At 67.9% G+C, this 17146-nt stretch carries 18 protein-coding genes; 8 read left to right on the top strand and 10 right to left on the bottom strand.

All coding sequences use genetic code 11. The features are described 5' to 3' along the window. Nucleotides 1–2: 2 nt before the first annotated feature. The 4 genes from VXD91_RS12265 to pgsA all read right to left on the bottom strand — a co-directional run bounded on the left by VXD91_RS12265 (nucleotide 3) and on the right by pgsA (nucleotide 2870). Complete coding sequence (locus VXD91_RS12265) at nucleotides 3–827, bottom strand: hypothetical protein (protein WP_318984375.1); 825 nt, start codon at nucleotides 825–827, stop codon at nucleotides 3–5. 24 nt (nucleotides 828–851) lie between these two features. After that, nucleotides 852–1661: a phage shock protein PspA gene (gene pspA / locus VXD91_RS12260; protein WP_318984374.1), complete on the bottom strand. Its 810-nt coding sequence runs from the start codon at nucleotides 1659–1661 to the stop codon at nucleotides 852–854. 181 nt (nucleotides 1662–1842) lie between these two features. Continuing rightward, the gene (gene clgR / locus VXD91_RS12255; protein WP_212811743.1) at nucleotides 1843–2166 is read right to left on the bottom strand and encodes a transcriptional regulator ClgR; all 324 of its coding nucleotides are present in this window, start codon (nucleotides 2164–2166) and stop codon (nucleotides 1843–1845) included. 119 nt (nucleotides 2167–2285) lie between these two features. Beyond that, entirely contained in the window at nucleotides 2286–2870 is a 585-nt protein-coding gene (gene pgsA / locus VXD91_RS12250; protein ID WP_318984373.1) for a CDP-diacylglycerol--glycerol-3-phosphate 3-phosphatidyltransferase, read from the bottom strand. An 88-nt stretch (nucleotides 2871–2958) separates the two neighbouring features. Here pgsA and VXD91_RS12245 point away from each other — a divergent pair, with 88 nt between their 5' ends. Next, nucleotides 2959–3447: an amino-acid N-acetyltransferase gene (locus VXD91_RS12245; RefSeq protein ID WP_029105329.1), complete on the top strand. Its 489-nt coding sequence runs from the start codon at nucleotides 2959–2961 to the stop codon at nucleotides 3445–3447. Here VXD91_RS12245 and VXD91_RS12240 read toward each other — a convergent pair whose 3' ends face one another. Together VXD91_RS12240 and VXD91_RS12235 are read right to left on the bottom strand one after the other, a co-directional pair. Continuing rightward, nucleotides 3448–3966 (bottom strand): DUF4282 domain-containing protein, encoded by a 519-nt coding sequence (locus VXD91_RS12240; protein WP_346415537.1) that lies wholly within the window; start codon nucleotides 3964–3966, stop codon nucleotides 3448–3450. Between the two features lie 109 nt (nucleotides 3967–4075). Next, nucleotides 4076–6706, bottom strand: coding sequence for a DNA translocase FtsK 4TM domain-containing protein (locus VXD91_RS12235; protein WP_318984371.1), 2631 nt, complete (start codon nucleotides 6704–6706; stop codon nucleotides 4076–4078). Between the two features lie 180 nt (nucleotides 6707–6886). Between VXD91_RS12235 and VXD91_RS12230 the strand changes: the two genes are divergently transcribed. From VXD91_RS12230 to VXD91_RS12220, 3 genes are read left to right on the top strand one after another with little or no spacing between them, the layout of a single operon-like run. Continuing rightward, entirely contained in the window at nucleotides 6887–7207 is a 321-nt protein-coding gene (locus tag VXD91_RS12230; RefSeq protein ID WP_318984370.1) for a putative quinol monooxygenase, read from the top strand. Between the two features lie 2 nt (nucleotides 7208–7209). Then, a complete protein-coding gene (locus VXD91_RS12225; RefSeq protein ID WP_318984369.1) occupies nucleotides 7210–8028 on the top strand; it encodes a mycofactocin-coupled SDR family oxidoreductase in 819 nt (272 codons plus the stop codon). 1 nt (nucleotide 8029) lies between these two features. Next, a complete protein-coding gene (locus tag VXD91_RS12220) occupies nucleotides 8030–8902 on the top strand; it encodes an SAM-dependent methyltransferase (protein WP_318984368.1) in 873 nt (290 codons plus the stop codon). Here VXD91_RS12220 and VXD91_RS12215 read toward each other — a convergent pair. From VXD91_RS12215 to VXD91_RS12205, 3 genes are all read right to left on the bottom strand, one after another. Next, nucleotides 8899–10578, bottom strand: a complete 1680-nt coding sequence (locus tag VXD91_RS12215) for a ribonuclease J (RefSeq protein WP_318984367.1) — start codon at nucleotides 10576–10578, stop codon at nucleotides 8899–8901. The genes VXD91_RS12220 and VXD91_RS12215 overlap by 4 nt on opposite strands. After that, nucleotides 10575–11477: a 4-hydroxy-tetrahydrodipicolinate synthase gene (dapA, locus tag VXD91_RS12210; protein ID WP_346415536.1), complete on the bottom strand. Its 903-nt coding sequence runs from the start codon at nucleotides 11475–11477 to the stop codon at nucleotides 10575–10577. The genes VXD91_RS12215 and dapA overlap by 4 nt, the downstream gene beginning before the upstream one ends. Nucleotides 11478–11557: 80 nt before the next feature. Then, on the bottom strand, nucleotides 11558–12325 hold the full coding sequence (locus VXD91_RS12205; protein WP_346415535.1) for a GntR family transcriptional regulator: 768 nt from the start codon (nucleotides 12323–12325) through the stop codon (nucleotides 11558–11560). 101 nt (nucleotides 12326–12426) lie between these two features. Here VXD91_RS12205 and VXD91_RS12200 point away from each other — a divergent pair, with 101 nt between their 5' ends. The 4 genes from VXD91_RS12200 to VXD91_RS12185 all read left to right on the top strand — a co-directional run bounded on the left by VXD91_RS12200 (nucleotide 12427) and on the right by VXD91_RS12185 (nucleotide 15808). Further along, nucleotides 12427–13356 carry a proline iminopeptidase-family hydrolase gene (locus VXD91_RS12200; protein WP_346415534.1) on the top strand — a complete coding sequence of 310 codons (930 nt, stop codon included), beginning with the start codon at nucleotides 12427–12429 and terminating at the stop codon, nucleotides 13354–13356. Nucleotides 13357–13385: 29 nt separating this feature from the next. Continuing rightward, the gene (locus VXD91_RS12195; protein ID WP_346415533.1) at nucleotides 13386–14792 is read left to right on the top strand and encodes an APC family permease; all 1407 of its coding nucleotides are present in this window, start codon (nucleotides 13386–13388) and stop codon (nucleotides 14790–14792) included. 22 nt (nucleotides 14793–14814) lie between these two features. Beyond that, nucleotides 14815–15213 (top strand): VOC family protein, encoded by a 399-nt coding sequence (locus VXD91_RS12190; protein WP_346415532.1) that lies wholly within the window; start codon nucleotides 14815–14817, stop codon nucleotides 15211–15213. A 202-nt stretch (nucleotides 15214–15415) separates the two neighbouring features. Continuing rightward, nucleotides 15416–15808 carry an Lsr2 family protein gene (locus VXD91_RS12185; protein WP_318984361.1) on the top strand — a complete coding sequence of 131 codons (393 nt, stop codon included), beginning with the start codon at nucleotides 15416–15418 and terminating at the stop codon, nucleotides 15806–15808. Between the two features lie 6 nt (nucleotides 15809–15814). Here VXD91_RS12185 and VXD91_RS12180 read toward each other — a convergent pair whose 3' ends face one another. After that, a complete protein-coding gene (locus VXD91_RS12180) occupies nucleotides 15815–17011 on the bottom strand; it encodes a crosslink repair DNA glycosylase YcaQ family protein (protein ID WP_346415531.1) in 1197 nt (398 codons plus the stop codon). Between the last annotated feature and the right edge of the window lie 135 nt (nucleotides 17012–17146).

Genomic DNA, 17146 nt, shown 5'->3' with positions numbered 1-17146 from the left:
CGTCAGGCCTGGCGCAGCCGTCCGAGTTCGTCGAAGGCCTGCGCCCAGGCGCTGAGCCGGTCCGTGGCGGCCACCAGTTCGCTGCGGTAACGCTGCTCGGACATCGACCGCGCCGAGCCCGCACCGCTGTTCGCCGCGGACACCAATTGTGCTGCCGCCGTAGCGATGTCGCCGTACTGCCGCACACCTGCCTCGAGCTGGGCCGTGTACGCCTTGATGGTCGGGGCCAGATGTCCGCGGGACTGCGGCACCGAGCCGGCCGCGCGTTCCATGGCGACGATTTCCCCGGCCGTACCGGCCAGCGCCGCAGCCGACACGTTGGCCGCGGCGGTCACCTCGGCGATCTCGCCGGCCGGCAGCAACTGGCCGCGCTGGATGACGCTCAGCAGTGAGTACAGCCCGCGTTCCGCCGACGCCAGGGTCTCCATCGGACGCCGCGCTGCCGAGCCTCTGGGCGGCAGCCGCCGTGACGTCCGCGCGGGCGGCAGGGGCTCGCCGCGCAGCCACCGGTACCGCAGGAAGCACAGCGTGGCCAGGAAGGCGGCGCCGCCGGCGATGGGTCCGGTGATGATCAGCACCCAGAACGGCGTGCTCCAGGCCGCCAGCAGTGCCGTCAGCCCGATCCAGAAGGCGCTGGCGCCGGCGAAGAGCCAGCCCAACCGCAGCGCCCAGCGCCGCTTGCGCAGCAGGCGCGCCCGCGGGTCGGCGGCGGCGCCGAGGCGTTGAGCCACCAGGTCGGACAATTCGGCAGCGGTGTCGATGCTGCGTTGCAGGACTGCCTGCCAGCCCCGGGTCTCCCCGGGACGGCCGGCCGACTGGGCGTTCACCGCTGCCCCCTCACATCTCGAAAGTTACTGCGACAGTGGATTTTCCGGAGCCGGGTTGGCTGCCGGAGCCGCGGGAGTGGCGGGCGCGGCGGCACCGCCGGACGGCAGGGAGTTGCCCTGCATCGAGGCACGGATCTGCTCGAGGCGCGAATGCCCGGCCATCTGCACGCTGGCCTGCTGGACCTCCATCATGCGGCCCTGCACCGAGTTCTGCGCCAGCTCGGCAGAGCCCATGGCGTTGGCGTAGCGACGCTCGATCTTGTCGCGCACCTCGTCGAGGCTCGGGGTGTTGCCCGGCGCGGCGATCTCGGTCATGGAGCGCAGCGAGGCACTGACCTGCTCCTGCATCTTGGCCTGCTCGAGCTGCGACAGCAGCTTGGTGCGCTCGGCGATCTTCTGCTGCAGCACCATGGCGTTCTGCTCGACGGCCTTCTTGGCCTGCGTCGCGGCCTGCAGCGACTGGTCGTGCAGCCCCTTGAGGTCCTCGACGCTCTGCTCGGCGGTCACCAGCTGGGCGGCGAAGGCCTCGGCGGCGTTGTTGTATTCGGTGGCCTTGGCGACATCGCCGGCCGTGGTGGCCTGGTCGGCCAGGGTCAGCGCCTGACGGACGTTGGCCTGCAGCTTCTCGATGTCGGCGAGCTGACGGTTCAGGCGCATCTCCAGCTGGCGCTGGTTGCCGATGACCGAGGCGGCCTGCTGCGTCAGGGCCTGGTGCTGGCGCTGGGCCTCCTCGATCGCCTGCTGAATCTGCACCTTCGGGTCGGCGTATTCGTCGACCTTGGAGCTGAACAGCGCCATGAGGTACTTCCAGGCCTTGACAAAGGGATTGGCCATGAGATCGGTCCGCCTTCGTGTCGTTCGTTGATTCGGGATCGGTTGTCAGGTTGCCGGCCACACGGTGGCAGCGCGTCTACAGCCAACCTAGTGGGTATGGACAGCCGGACGCAGCCCGCATGCAGGATTACGGCGCGGCGAATGCCGGACGCGTTCGAGCTGCGGTTCAGGCCTCGGCGACTCAGGCAACTGCCATGGCGAGAGCCTGTGGGATGACGACCTTGGTCGCGACGTCGATGTTGGCCACCGTGCGGTCGGCCTCGGCGCGCTCGGTGTGCAGCATCTGCTCGGCGGCGTCGGCCAGCACCTGGGACAGCGGCACGTCCAGGGCGCCGCAGATGGCACCGAGCAGTTCACTCGAGGGTTCCTTGCGGCCCCGCTCGACCTCGGACAGGTAGCCCAGGCTCACCCGAGCACCGTCGGACACCTCGCGCAGTGTGCGTCCCTGCCCGGTACGGGCCTGACGCAGCACGTCGCCGATGACCTCACGTAGCAATGTCGTCATCGTGTTTCCCCTTCGCCCTGAAGTAACAGCAGCCGCGCAGCCCGGCCGGACCACCCGTTCTACACGGTCTTGTAGGCACCAACGTGGCGACGCACCGCTTTGGTTCCCGGGCTGCCGGATCAGGGCCGGCGAAAAGCGGAGACGGCGTAGTCGATGCCGGTCAGCACCGTCAGCACGACGGCGGCCCACATGAACACCCAGGCGGTGGTCAGCCATGGCGCGGGCCAGGCATGCAGGGGCAGGACGAACAGGCCGATCGCCACGGCTTGCACCAACGTCTTGAGCTTGCCGCCGCGGCTGGCGGGGATGACGCCGCGCCGGATCACCGCGAAGCGCAACAGCGTCACCGCGAGCTCGCGGGCCAGGATCACGACCGTGATCCACCACGGCAGGTCGCCGAGCATCGACAGTCCGATCAGCGCGGCCCCGATCAGCGCCTTGTCGGCGATGGGATCGGCCAGCTTGCCGAATTCGGTGACCATGTCGAAGCTGCGGGCGATCTCGCCGTCGAACCGGTCGGTGATGACGGCGGCCGCGAACACGACGAAAGCAGCTATCCGCCAACGGGTTTCGTGACCGTCACCAGCGAACAGCGCGGCCAGGAACACGGGCACCAGCACGATGCGCAGTCCGGTCAGCAGATTGGCGATGTTCGCCACGCCGGCGCGCGAGGCGCGCGGATCGGTATCTGACTGGCCTGTCACCGACACAGGATATCCGGTCACCTACCGGGCGATACGCAGCCGATACCCTCCACATGTGAGCGACGCACCGAAACCCGCCACCACTGGGCTGGTGGTTCGCCGCGCCCGGACTTCCGATGTACCGGGAATCAAGGCCCTCGTGGACATCTACGCGGGAAAGATCCTGCTGGAAAAGAACCTGGTGACCCTCTACGAGGCGGTCCAGGAGTTCTGGGTCGCCGACCTGCACGGCGAGATCGTCGGCTGTGGCGCATTGCACGTGCTGTGGGCCGATCTCGGTGAGGTGCGTACCGTCGCCGCGCACCCCAAGGTGCGCGGTATGGGCGTTGGGCACGCCGTGGTGGCCAAGCTGCTCGACGTGGCGCGGGAACTGCAGTTGCAGCGCGTCTTCGTGCTGACCTTCGAGACCGATTTCTTCAGCCGCCACGGCTTCAAGGAGATCGAGGGCACGCCGGTCACCGCCGAGGTGTACGAGGAGATGTGCCGCTCGTACGACACCGGTGTGGCGGAGTTCCTCGACCTCTCCTACGTCAAGCCGAACACCCTGGGCAACACCCGGATGCTGGTCACGCTGTAGCTAATCGACGCTGTCGGCCGCGGCGTTGCGGCGTGCGACGATCCGGTCCCGCATGTCCATGATCGCGGCCCGCCGGCGGGACCGCCCGCCCCGGCCGAACGACGGCAGTGTCGGGATCACCTCGATCTTGTCCGAGACCCCGATCATCAGCTCGGCGATCTCCAGCACCAGTTCGTTGAGCTCGTCGACCTGCTGGCCCATCGCCATGAACGCGCTCAGCGACTCGAGGACCACCCGCGCCACCAGCACGATCGCGACGCAGGTCACGGGGCCGGCGAGCAGCAGCCAGAACACGCCGAGCCAGGCAGACAACTCGAAGGCAACGACGGCGCCGGTCAGGTACAGAACCACCGCACCGGCGACGACGAGCCCGTACAACAGCGGGACCACGTGCTGCGCCGTCGACTTCCGGAACCCGAAGTCGGTGAACGCCGCCAGTGCGGGCCGGCTGCGGCCACCGGATTCGTACTCGGCGTCGAGCTCCGCTTCCGTCGCTGCGCTGCGCGAAATGTCAACCACGGCAAAGCCTCCTTAGGAGTCCAGCCTCCCACAGTCGGCGCCGTCAGCCACCGATCGTCGGTGTTATCCGCACCGCCGATCAACCCGGGTGTGACCCCGGCAACACCGGTCAGAAGCCCGGGTCGTCGCCCACCGAGCCGTTGGCGTCGGAGCCGCCCTGGATCAGCATCAGCGTGCCGGCGAGCTCGTCGGGCTTGACCAGGACCTCACGGGCCTTGGAGCCCTCCGACGGTCCGACGATGCCGCGCGTCTCCATCAGGTCCATCAGGCGGCCGGCCTTGGCGAACCCGACCCGCAGCTTGCGCTGCAGCATCGAGGTCGAGCCGAACTGGCTCGACACCACGAGCTCCACGGCCTGCAGGAAGACGTCCATGTCGTCGCCGATGTCGCTGTCGATGTCGCGCTTCTCGACGGTCTTGACCGTGACGCCGTCGATGAACTCGGGCTGGGCCTGCTGTTTGGTGAAGGCGACGACGGCCTGGATTTCGTCGTCACTGACGAAGGCGCCCTGCACACGGATGGGCTTGGGTGCCTCCGACGGCTGGAACAGGCCGTCACCCTTGCCGGTGAGCTTCTCGGCGCCGATCTGGTCGAGGATGACGCGCGAGTTGGTCGCGTTGGTGACGCCGAATGCCATGCGGGACGGCACATTTGCCTTGATCAGACCGGTCACCACCGACACCACCGGCTGCTGGGTGGCCAGCACCAGGTGGATGCCCGCGGCGCGGGCCTTCTGGGTGATGCGGACGATGGCGTCCTCGACGTCGCGCGGCGCCTGCATCATCAGGTCGGCCAGCTCGTCGACGACGCACAGGATGTACGGATAGGTCTTGTAGACCCGCTCGCTGCCCAGTGGTGCGGTGATCTCGCCCGAGCGCACCTTCTTGTTGAAGTCGTCGATGTGCCGGACACCGCTGGCACTCATGTCCTGGTAGCGCTGCTCCATCTCCTCGACCAGCCAGGCCAGCGCGGCGGCGGCCTTCTTCGGGTCGATGATGACGGGCGTGATGAGGTGCGGAATGCCTTGGTACGGCGGGAATTCCACCATCTTCGGGTCGACGAGGATCATCCGCACCTCGTCCGGGGTGGCGCGCTGCAGCAGCGACACCAGCATCGAGTTGATGAAGCTCGACTTACCCGAACCGGTGGAGCCGGCCACCAGCAGGTGCGGCATCTTGGCCAGGTTGTAGCTGATGAAGTGGCCTTCGACGTCCTTACCGATGCCGAACACCATCGGGTGGTGGTCCTTGCGGGTGGTCGGCGCGTTCAGCACGTCCTTGAGCCGCACCATCTCGCGGTCGCTGTTCGGGACCTCGACACCGACCAACGACTTGCCGGGGATCGGGGCGAGAAGGCGGATGTGCTCGTTGGCCACCGCGTAGGCGAGGTTGCGCTGCAGCTGCGTGAACCGCTCGACGCGCACACCGGGCCCGAGCTCGATCTCGTACCGGGTGACGGTCGGGCCGCGCTGGAATCCCACGACCGTGGCGTCGACCTTGAACTGCTCCATCACCTCGGCGATGGCGTTCATGATGCGGTCGTTGTCACGGCCGACGCGCTTGGGCGGGTCGCCGTCGGCGAGCAGGTCCAGCGGCGGCAGGGTGTAGTCGCCCTCGATGACACGGTCGATCGACAAGCCGTCGTCCTGCGCCTTTTCCACAGCCTTGGCCTTGCTGGGCACCGGGTCCGCGACGTTCTGCGCCTTGCGGCGGCGCGGCTTGGCGGCCGGCTCGGGCGCGGTCGGCGCCTCGTCGGCAGCGGGTTCGACCGGGTAGTTGTCCATCGGCGTGCGGCCCAGCGGCCGCGTCATCGCCGCGGTGGACTGGTCCGAACCGGGCCAGGCCTCGGGCTCGTCCCGGTTGTACGTCGGGTCGTCGTAGTAGCCGTCGGAGAAGTCATCGGCGAAGTCGTCGACGAAACCGGCCGGTGCGTCGTCGTCCTCGTCATGCTCGCCGTGCAGGCGACCGGAAACCATGTAGCGCAACGTGTCCGGCAGTTCGCGGATCGTCGTGCCGGTGACCAGCAGCAGGCCGAACAGCACGCCCATGATGAGCAGCGGCGTGGCGATCCAGACGGTCAGGCCGTCCGAGAGCGGCCCGCCGATGACGAAGCCGACGAAGCCGGCGGCGCCGCGGCGCTCCCCCGGCTCGGTGGGCCCGCCGGCCCAGATGTGCCACAGGCCCAGTACCGGCAGCCCGATCATCGCGGCACCGAGGATCAGCCGGGGCCGGGCGTCGGGGTTCGGGTGGGTACGCATCAGCGTGACGGCCAGCGCGAGCAGCAGCACCGGCAGCACCACGACAGCGGATCCGACGACGGTGCGGACGCCGTAGTCGATCCAGGCACCGACCGGCCGGGCCGCGTCGAACCAGGAGCTCGCCGCGATCAGGAAGGCGACGCCGAGCAGCGCCAGCGCGATGCCGTCACGGCGGTGTCCGGGCTCGAGTTCGCGGGCGCGGCCGACGCTGCGGGCGGTGGTTCCGGCGCCCTTGGCGAGCATCAGCCAGCCGGCGCGGGCGCCACGACCCACCGCTGCGCCGGCGGTCGCGACGGGAGACGGATGCGGCGCGGGTTTGCGGGCCGGCTTGCGGGCGGGTGATTTCGGGGCCGGCGGACGCGCCGGCCGGCCCGACTTTGCACTGCCTGACTTGGATGAACGCGCCCCCGAACCGGCTGCGCCACGATTCGCCGACCCGGCCTTGGCCCGGTTAGCTGAGCTCGTTGCGGTTTTACTCGCCATGGCTGCCAGCCTAGTCGCAATTACCCCATCTGCACCATCTGCCACACAAGTAACGCTTGGGTCACGACCCCGGCCACATATCCGCTGGTCATGCCGCAGTGGGAGCCACGTCACACGCGCCGCGCGGCCCGGTCTAACGTGGACACCTGTCTAGGTCAGCTAGCTATCGAGGAGTCGTTCATGCCCGTCGTCGTCGTCGCCACCATGAAAGCCAAGCCCGAGTCCGTCGACCTGGTCCGCGCCGCGTGCGTCGAGGCCGTCGACGCCGTCCACGGCGAACCGGGCTGTGAGCTCTACTCACTGCACGAGGCCGAGGGCGGCACCTTCGTGTTCGTCGAGCAGTGGGCCGACGCGGACGCCATCAAGACCCACAGCACCGCCCCGGCCATCGGCAAGCTGTTCGGCGCCATCGGCGAGCACCTCGACGGTGCGCCCGACATCAAGATGCTGGCTCCCGTGGTCGCCGGCGATCCGGCCAAGGGCCAGCTGCGGGCGAGCTGACGATGGGTGAGCTGAGCGGCAAGGTCGCCTTCATCACCGGCGCGGCGCGCGGCCAGGGCCGTGCGCACGCGGTGAAGCTGTCGTCGATGGGCGCCGACATCATCGCCGTCGACCTGTGCGACCAGATCGCGTCGGTCCCCTACCCCATGGCCACGCCCGACGATCTGGCCGCGACGGTCAAGCTGGTCGAGGACAACGGCGCGCGAATCGTCGCCAGTCAGGCCGACGTCCGCGACCGCGACGCCCTCAAAACCGCGCTCAAGGCCGGCGTCGACGAGCTCGGTGGGCGGCTGGACATCGTGATCGCCAACGCCGGGATCGCCCCGATGGCCGGCGAAAACGCCTGGCAGGACGTCATCGACGTCAACCTCACGGGCGTCTACAACACCTTGGACGTGGCGGTGCGCCCGATGGTCAAGGCCGGCAACGGCGGGTCGATCGTGCTGATCAGCTCGGTCGCCGGACTGGTCGGACTGTCCTCACCGATGGCCGGGTCGGTGGGCTATGCCGCCGCCAAGCACGGCATGGTCGGCCTGATGCGGGTGTACGCGAACCTGCTGGCCTCGCAGAACATCCGGGTCAACTCGATCCATCCGGCCGGGGTCAACACCCCGATGATCGACAACGAGTTCACCCGGAAGTGGTTGAGCCAGTTGACCGAGGAAACCAAAGGGGGCCCGGACATGACGAACGCGCTGCCCGTGCAGGTGCTCGAGGTCGAGGACATCGCCAACACCGTGGCGTGGCTGGTGTCGGAGGCCGGCCGGTACATCACCGGCGTGACCCTGCCGGTGGACGCCGGCTTCGTCAACAAGCGCTGACATGGCCCGGAACGCAGCGGCGCAGACGGCTTTCGGGCCGATGGTGCTCGCCGCGATCGAGCAGCACGAGCCGCCGGGTCGTCGTCTGGTCGATGACGACCTGGCGGCATCGTTCCTGCCGCCGGGCCTTCGCACGCTGGTCGCGGCCACCCGGTGGTCGCCGGTGCGCAGCGCCATCATGGCCGCGTCGGACCGGTCGGCGCCCGGCATGTGGGCCGGCATCTTGTGCCGTAAGCGCTACGCCGACGACAACCTGATCGCGGCACTCGGCGACATCGACGCCGTGGTGATCCTGGGCGCGGGCCTCGACACCCGGGGCTGCCGGTTGTCGCGCCGCAGCGCCATCCCGGTGTTCGAGGTGGACCAGCCGCTCAACACCGAGCGCAAACGCGCTGTGCTGAACCGGGTCTTCGGCACTCCCCCACCGTCCGTCCACCTGGTCGCCGTCGACTTCGAGCACGACGACCTGATGGCCACCCTCGCCGCTGCGGGGTACCGCCGTGATGCCCGCACGTTCTTCATCTGGGAGGGCGTCACGCAGTACTTGACCGCTGAGGCGGTCGATGCCACGCTCGCGCAACTACGGTCCGCGCCGGCGGGCAGCCGACTCGACTTCACCTACGTGCAGCGCGATTTCATCGACGGCGTCGACATCGCCGCCGCGCCATCGCTGTACCGCCGGTTCCGCGAGCGCAGCGAGGTCTGGAAGTACGGGCTCCGACCCGACGAGGTCGACCGGTTCCTGGACGGTTACGGCTGGCGACTGCTCGACCAGTTGGGGCCGGACCAGGCGCGTGACCGCTATGTGCGCCCGACCGGCCGGGCGCTGCCGACCTCGGGTCTCGAGTGGTCGGCGCTGGCCCGGAAGATTTAGACCTCGAGGACGGTCGGCACGATCATCGGCTGGCGCCGGTAGGTCTCGCCGACCCACTTGCCGACGGCCCGCCGCACCGCCTGGGCGATGCGCGCGGGATCGGTGACTTGCTCGGAGACAAGGGTTTCCAGCGCCGTCTGCGCCTTCTCGGCGCCCGGCTCGAGGGCCTTCGGGTCCTCGGAGAAGCCGCGCGAGTGCAGGTGCACCGGGGCCACCGGCTTGCGGGTCTCGCGGCTGATCACCACGGTGACCGCGATGAAACCCGAAGTCAGCGTGAGCCTTTCACCCAGGGTGGCGTCGCCGACGTCGCCCAGTACCAGACCGTCGACGAACACCTTGCCGACCGGCACGGCGCCGGCGATCCGGGCCTGCCCGTTGATCAGGTCGACACTGACGCCGTTCTCGGCGAGGACGACGTTTTCCTCCGGCACCCCGGTACGCATCGCGAGTTTGGCGTTGGCACGCAGGTGCCGCCAGGTGCCGTGCACGGGCATGACGTTGCGCGGCCGCACCCCGCGGTACAGGAACAGCAGCTCGCCGGCAAAGGCATGCCCGGAAACATGCACGCGCACTTGCTGATTGGTCACGACGCGGGCGCCGATCTTGGCCAGCGAGTCGATCACGCCGTAGACGGCTTCCTCGTTGCCGGGGATCAGCGAGCTGGACAGGATGATCAGGTCGCCGGCGGTCAGTGTGATGCTGCGGTGCTCGCCGCGGGACATCCGGGACAGCGCCGCCATGGGCTCGCCCTGGGTGCCGGTCGTGATCAGCACGACCCGGTCGGCCGGCAGCAGCTCGGCCGCACCGATGTCGATGACGTCATCGTCGTCGACGTTGAGGAAGCCGAGTTCCTTGGCGATTCCCATGTTGCGGACCATCGAGCGGCCGACGAAGGAGACCTTGCGCCCCAGCGCCACGGCGGCGTCGATGATCTGCTGCACACGGTCGACGTTCGAGGCGAAGCACGCCACGATGACGCGGCCGTCCGCGCCGCGGATCAGCCGGTGCAGGTTGGGACCGACCTCGCTCTCGGAGGGACTGACTCCGGGAATCTCGGCGTTGGTCGAGTCGCACAGGAACAGGTCGACGCCCTGTTCGCCGAGCCGGGACATGCCGGGCAGGTCGGTGGGCCGGCCGTCCGGCGGCAGCTGGTCGAGCTTGATGTCACCGGTGTGCAGCACCGTGCCGGCGCCGGTGTGCACGGCGATGGCGAGGGCGTCGGGAATCGAGTGGTTGACCGCGAAGTACTCGCACTCGAACACCCCGTGGGTACTGCGCTGACCCTCGGCGACGATCTGCATGTTCGGCTTGAGCCGGTGCTCGCGGCACTTGGCGGCCACCAGGGCCAACGTGAACCGAGAGCCCACCACGGGAATGTCCGGCCGCATCTTGAGCAGATACGGGATGGCGCCGATGTGGTCCTCGTGCGCGTGGGTGAGCACCAGGGCCTCGATATCGGCCAGCCGGTCCTCGATGTGCCGGATGTCCGGCAGGATCAGGTCGACGGCGGGCTCGTCGTGCGTCGGGAACAGCACGCCGCAGTCGATGATGAGCAGCCGGCCCAGGTGCTCGAAAACGGTCATGTTGCGGCCGATTTCGCTGATGCCGCCCAGTGCCGTCACACGCAGACCGCCCGGCTCCAATGGGCCGGGCGGTGCGAAGGCGGGTCTGGTCACGCAAGCACCGATGCCGTGCGCAGGTCCGCGGCGAGTGCCGCCAGCTGGTCCGGCGTGGCGGGCACCTGCGGCAACCGCGGGTTACCGACCTCGATACCCAGCAACCGCAGGCCTTCCTTGCTCATGGTGACGCCGCCCAGTCGGTTCTGCGCCTCGCCGAGCGAGTACAGGCCCACATGAATCTTGCGCGCGGTCGCGATGTCGCCGGAATTGAAGGCCGACAACATGTCCCGCAGCTGGCCGGCGGCCACGTGACCCCAGACGCTGATGAACCCGGTGGCGCCCATCGCGAGCCACGACAGGTTGAGCGTGTCGTCGCCGGAGTAGTAGGCCAATCCGGTCTCGGCCATCATCTGCGCGCCGCCGTTGAGATCACCCTTGGCGTCCTTGACCGCGACGATGTTCGGGTGCGCCGACAGCGTGCGGATGGTGTCCCATTCGATCGGGACCGCCGAGCGCGGCGGGATGTCGTAGAGGACCACCGGGAGGTCGGTGGCGTCGGCGACGGCGGTGAAGTGCGCGACGAGGCCGGCCTGCGGCGGCTTCGAGTAGTACGGCGTCACCACGAGCAGACCGTGCGCGCCGGCCGCGGCGCTGGCCTTCGCCAGGTGGACGCTGTGTGCGGTGTCGTAGCTGCCGGCGCCGGCGATGATCCGGGCTCGGTCGCCGACTTCTTCGAGAACCGCCTCGAGCAGGGCGACCTTCTCGTCGTCGGTGGTGGTCGGCGACTCGCCGGTGGTGCCGGAGACGACGAGGCCGTCACACCCCTTGTCGACCAGATACTTGGCTACCTTCTTCGCACCAGCCAGATCAAGCGAGCCGTCCGGGCCGAACGGCGTCACCATGGCAGTCAGCACGGTGCCCACACGTGCGCTGACATCAATTCCGGTGGTGCTCACGGGCAACAAGATTACCCGCCGGTTCCACCCACTTTGCACCGCCGCCCACTCCCGGCCGCGTGCGGTGCCGGGCGGAGCGTTCAGTCGATGAGCATGCCGGCACGCCGCATCGCCGCCGTGATGTTCTCGAAGTCGATGGCCACATGGGCCCGCGCCAACGCCTCGGCGGCATCCCCGTCGCCTTCGGCGATGGCTTCGACGAGTGTTGTGTGCTCGCCGAGTGCCCGCTGTTCCATTGCCCGCATCGTCACCGGCTCGCCCCAGACGTGAGCGGGTGCGCCGATACTGACCGACGCTTCCATTTCCAGCAGCACCTGCTTGAGGACGGAGTTGTGGGCGGACTCCATGATCGCCAGGTGCAGAGCGCTGTCCGCCTGCTGCGCGGCCAGTCCACTATCGGCCAGGCGGTAGTCCTCCAGCCGCTGCCGCAGGGCGCTGATATCGGCGTCGGTGCGAGATTCGGCGGCGGCGCGGCTGATCGCACCGTGAATACGGCAGATCGCGTCGCACCGGTCCCGAATCTCGTCGACGCGCATCCGCAGCGTGCGGACCACCGCGTCGGTGGACGAGTCCGGCCACTGCTGCAACACGTACGAGCCACCGCCACGGCCCCGCCGCGTCTCCACCAGGCCGCGGTCCACCAACCGGGCGAGCGCCGCGCGCACCGTCATCCGGCCGACCCGCAGCGACGCGGCCAGTTCACGTTCGGCGGGCAGCCGGGCATTGGGCAGGTATTCGCCGATGGCGATGGCGGTGACCAGCCGATCGGTGATCTCGTCGACCCGACTCGATGATTCGAGTTCGCGGTCGAGCAGGCCGGGGGCATCCACACCGTGGAGATGTGTCATCGCCGGCTCCCTTCCTGTCGACACACAGAGTATCGACACGGATTGTTAAATCTCGATTAATGGTCTTGTGGCGAGACCATTGATGAAACATGCTGGCCGTCATGCCGACCACCCGCCACCACGTGCCGTTCCGCGACTACGAGACCTGGGTCCAGGTGACCGCGCCCGAGTCGCCCGCGCCGGGCGCTCTGCCGCTGTTCGTCCTGCACGGAGGGCCGGGCATGGCCCACAACTACGTACGCAACATCGCCGAGCTGGCCGCCGAAACCGGCCGCACCGTCATCCACTACGACCAGCTCGGCTGCGGCAACAGCACCCATCTGCCCGACGCCCCCGCCGCGTTCTGGACACCGGAGCTCTTCGTCGACGAATTCCACACCGTCCGTGCCGCCCTGGGCATCGACGAGTACCACCTGCTGGGCCAGTCCTGGGGCGGCATGCTGGGCGCGGAGATCGCCGTGCGCCGACCAGCCGGGCTCGCGTCACTCGTCATCTGCAACTCGCCGGCGTCGATGGAACTCTGGATGGCCGGCTGCGCACAGCTGCGCGCGCAGTTGCCACCGGATGTCGAGGCCGCGCTGACGCGCCACGAGGAAGCGGGCACGGTCGACGATCCGGAGTACCTGGCGGCGACCGACGAGTTCTACGCGCGCCACCTGTGCCGCGTCGTCCCCATGCCACAGGATCTGACCGACACCATCGCGCAGATGGAGGCGGAGCCCACCGTCTATCACACGATGAACGGGCCCAACGAGTTTCACGTCATGGGCACGTTGCGCACGTGGAGCATCATCGACCGGCTGCCCGCGATCGACGCGCCGACGCTCGTCATCGCCGGCGAGTTCGACGAGGCCACCCCCGACTCCTGGCAGCCGTTCCTCGACCACATCGACGGTGCCGTCGGCCACGTGTTCCCCGGCACCAGTCACTGTTCGCATCTCGAGAAGCCCGCGGAATTCCGCGCTTTCGTCGCCGCATTCCTCGCCAACCACGACGCCAACCACGATCTGGCCACCGACGCCCTGGTCTGAACCCATCCGCTCGACCCGATAGGACTGCCATGGCAACCACCCGCCTCGCCACCGGCGAAGGTCAACGCGCCCTCGAATCATTCGGCTACAAGCAGGAACTCAATCGTTCCGTCTCGACCGTCGACCTCATCGTCTACGGGCTGGTGTTCATGGTGCCGATCGCACCGTGGACCATCTTCGGCGTCGTCTACAACAGCGCCGGCGGCATGGTGCCGCTGGTGTATCTGATCGGCCTGATCGCGATGGTGTTCACGGCGACGGCGTACGCGCAGATGGCCAAGTCGTTCCCGCTCGCCGGATCGGTGTTCTCGTATGTCGGCCGCGGAATCCATCCCGGCGCGGGCTTTTTCGCGGGATGGGCGATCCTCCTGGATTACCTCCTGATACCGACGCTGCTGTACGTATTGGCCGCCGAATCGATGATCGGCCTCTTCCCCGGGACGCCGCGATGGCTGTGGGCGCTGGTGTTCGTACTGGTCAACACCGTCATCAATCTGCTCGGCGTCGACTCGCTCAAGATGGCCAACCGGCTGTTCCTGGTACTCGAGCTCGTCTTCCTCGTGATCTTCGTAGTCATCGCGGTGCGGGCCATCCACGGTGACTCGCTACCCAATGTGCATTGGAGCACGACGCCGATCTGGAATCCGGAAACCGTCAGCGCTCCGCTGATCGCCGCCGCACTGTCGATCGCCGTCCTCAGTTTCCTTGGCTTCGACGGCATTTCGACCCTCGCCGAGGAATCCACGGGCACCCGCAACCCGGCCGGCAAAGCGATGATCGGCGCGTTGTTCATCGTGGCGTTCCTGTTCATCGGCCAGACCTGGCTGGCCAGCCTGTTGGCCGGCGGTCGGGCCTCGTTCAGCGACGACGAGGCAGGCAACGCATTCTTCAAACTGGTCGAGGCAGCGTCCAGCACGGGGTGGATGAACGCCTTCTTCGTCGTCAACGTGCTGGCCGTGGGATTCGCCAACGCGATGGCCGCGCAGGCCGCGACCAGTCGGCTGCTGTTCTCGATGAGCCGCGACCGGCAGCTACCCGCTTTCCTGTCCAATGTCAGCTCACGCAAGGTGCCATACGCCGCGATCCTGTTGGTCAGCGCGATCAGCGTGGTGCTCGTGCTGTTCTTCGTCGGCCAGATCGCGCTCATCTCGTCACTGGTGAACTTCGGCGCGCTGTTCGCCTTCTGCCTGCTGCACGTATCGGTGGTTTGGTACTACCTCGGCCGCAAGAAGTCGCGGAACTATCTACTGCACCTGGTGGTGCCGACACTCGGCTTCCTCATCATCGGCTACGTGCTGTTCAACGCGGATTCGCTGGCCAAGATCGGCGGCATCGTGTGGCTGGGCATCGGGACGGTGGTGTTCATCGTCAACAAGCTGCGCGGCCGCGCCGTGCCCGCGCTCGGCGAAACACCGCAACACGACGTCACCGGCTAGCACCCGGCATTAGAGTCGGATGATGCTCGGCCATCTCGGCATCAACGTGCCCGATCTTGGGGCGGCCAAGAATTACTACGACGAATTGATGCCGTTGGTAGGTTTCGAGCCTTTCATCGCCGCCGATGATCAGTTCGCCTTTCGCCCGGCGGGCGGCAAACCTGGCACCTTCCTGTTTTTCTATCCGACCGCAGAGCCCGGTGACTACTCGCGGCACCGCACCGGGCTGCAACACCTCGCCTTTATGGTCAAGACGCGATCCGCGGTCGAGGGCGTCCATCAGTTCGTCCAGCGGACCGGCGGCGAGGTGTTGCACAGACCACAGGCGTTCCCGCAATACCCGCCGCCCTACTTCGCCATGTTCTGGCTGGATCCGTTCGGCATGATGCTGGAAGTGGTGTGCCACCACGACGCGCAGTGATCGCGTTCGCGCGGGAACGCGCAGTGAATCATATTGGGGCCGTGGGAATTACCCGCACAATTGAATTCTCGATATTCAGTCGGATTGCCGTGAAAAAGCGCTGAGCGGGCGTACTACTACCGGCAATGAAGACTCCGGGGTGCCCTTCTTATTTTTTATCGTTACACTTCCGGCCGAACACCCCCGATAAAGGAGATCATTCGTGGCCGAACGCATTGTCGTCCAACTTGTCGACGATATTAACGGCACTGAAATCACCGACGACACGGGTGAGCGGATTAACTTCTCGGTACGCGGGGTTGATTACCAGATCGATCTTTCTGCTGCGAACGTGGCGAAGTTCGAGAAGGCGCTGGCACCGTATCTGGACGCCGCGACCCGCGTCGGCGGCCGTCGCACCCGGACCCAGAAGGTCGCGGAGCCGAGCACTCGGGCCGCCAAGAGCGGCACGTCGCGCCGCCGCGGCAAGAAGGCCGCGTCCTCGAAGGAACAGCTCGCCGCGATCCGCGAGTGGGCACAGGAGAACGGCTACGACGTCGCCGCCCGCGGCCGCATCAAGGCCGACATCGTCGAGGCGTACCACGCCGCGAACTAGCCGGCGCTAGACCCGCCGTCCCAGCTCGGCGACCAGATCCCCGCGGTCCCCGACCGTCACGTCGCCGACGCCGAGCCACGTCGCCATCGAGCTGAGCTCCGGCACCAGGGCCGCGGCCACCCGCGCGCGGTCCTGGCCGTCCTCGGCGAACGCGCCCACGACATGCAGCGCGTCGGCCGTGCGTTTCAGGTCGACGCGCGCCACCAGCCGGCCGTCGAGCAGGAAAGGCCAGACGTAGTAACCGAATTGGCGCTTCGGGGCCGGGGTGTAGATCTCGATCCGGTAGTGGAAGCCGAACAGCCGCTCGACGCGGGGCCGGAAGAAGATCAGCGGGTCGAACGGGCACAACAGTGCGGTGCCCCGGTCCGTGCGAGGCACTTTCTGCCCGGCGCGCAGGTAGGCCGCAGCCCCGTCGATCGTGACGGGCTCCAGCTCTCCGGACGCCACCAGCGCCGCCAAAGCGGGCTTCACCTGACGGGCGCCCAGCCGGAAGTAGTCGCGAATGTCGGCCTCGGTCCCCACGCCCAGCGCCCCGGCCGCCTTGAGCACCAGTTGCCGGACCGCCTCGTCGTCGGAGACCTCCCGGGCCAGCACCTCCGCCGGCAACACCCGCTCGACCAGGTCGTAGTGCCGCGCGAACCCGGCGCGGGTGGCCGTGGTGAGCACGCCCGCCGACCACAGCGCCTCGGCCACCCACTTGGTGTCACTGCGCCCCCACCACGGCCCTTTGGCGCCGCGGGGTTCGGCTTCGAGGTGGGCCTCGATCTGTCCGGCCGTCGACGGCCCGAGTTCGGCGACGGCGGCGACGATCTTCTCGGCCAGCTCACCGTTGCGCTTGACGATCTCGGTGCCCCAGCGCCCGTGGGTGTACTCACGCATGCGCCAGCGCAGCAGCGGCCAGTCCTCGACCGGCAGCAACGCCGCCTCGTGCGCCCAATATTCGATGAACTGCCGCGGCGACCGCGCGCTGTGGCTCCACGCCAGCGCGTCGAGCGCGTCGCGATTGTAGGGACCGAGCCTGCTGAACACCGGCGCGTAATGCGCCCGCACGCAGACCGATACCGAATCCAATTGCAGCACTTGTATTCTGGACATCAAACGCTTCAGGTGTGCCCGGGTTACCGCCCCGGACGGCTTGGGTTCGTGAAAGCCCTGGGCGGCGACGGCGATGCGACGGGCCTGGACCGTGGTGAGTGCTGCCACTGTCACATCGTGGCGCAGACCACCGACAAACTCGCGCATGGATCTGCAAGGTTGTCGGCCGAACCGCCTACCATTCCTGCGGCACACCCTGTATTGGGGCTTCGGTCTCACCCGGCCGGCCCTGACGGAAAGGAC

It is taken from the genome of Mycobacterium sp. SM3041 (genome assembly GCF_039668335.1).
In the GTDB taxonomy this organism is placed as follows: Bacteria; Actinomycetota; Actinomycetes; order Mycobacteriales; family Mycobacteriaceae; genus Mycobacterium.
This window is presented reverse-complemented; position numbering and strand designations above follow the sequence as displayed.

Bases quoted from the DNA above. Each gene is read 5' to 3' on its own strand.
- pspA (WP_318984374.1), bottom strand. From the start codon at position 1,661: ATGGCCAATCCCTTTGTCAAGGCCTGGAAGTACCTCATGGCGCTGTTC.
- clgR (WP_212811743.1), bottom strand. From the start codon at position 2,166: ATGACGACATTGCTACGTGAGGTCATCGGCGACGTGCTGCGTCAGGCC.
- VXD91_RS12235 (WP_318984371.1), bottom strand. From the start codon at position 6,706: ATGGCGAGTAAAACCGCAACGAGCTCAGCTAACCGGGCCAAGGCCGGG.
- VXD91_RS12230 (WP_318984370.1), top strand. From the start codon at position 6,887: ATGCCCGTCGTCGTCGTCGCCACCATGAAAGCCAAGCCCGAGTCCGTC.
- VXD91_RS12225 (WP_318984369.1), top strand. From the start codon at position 7,210: ATGGGTGAGCTGAGCGGCAAGGTCGCCTTCATCACCGGCGCGGCGCGC.
- VXD91_RS12220 (WP_318984368.1), top strand. From the start codon at position 8,030: ATGGCCCGGAACGCAGCGGCGCAGACGGCTTTCGGGCCGATGGTGCTC.
- VXD91_RS12205 (WP_346415535.1), bottom strand. From the start codon at position 12,325: ATGACACATCTCCACGGTGTGGATGCCCCCGGCCTGCTCGACCGCGAA.
- VXD91_RS12200 (WP_346415534.1), top strand. From the start codon at position 12,427: ATGCCGACCACCCGCCACCACGTGCCGTTCCGCGACTACGAGACCTGG.
- VXD91_RS12195 (WP_346415533.1), top strand. From the start codon at position 13,386: ATGGCAACCACCCGCCTCGCCACCGGCGAAGGTCAACGCGCCCTCGAA.
- VXD91_RS12190 (WP_346415532.1), top strand. From the start codon at position 14,815: ATGCTCGGCCATCTCGGCATCAACGTGCCCGATCTTGGGGCGGCCAAG.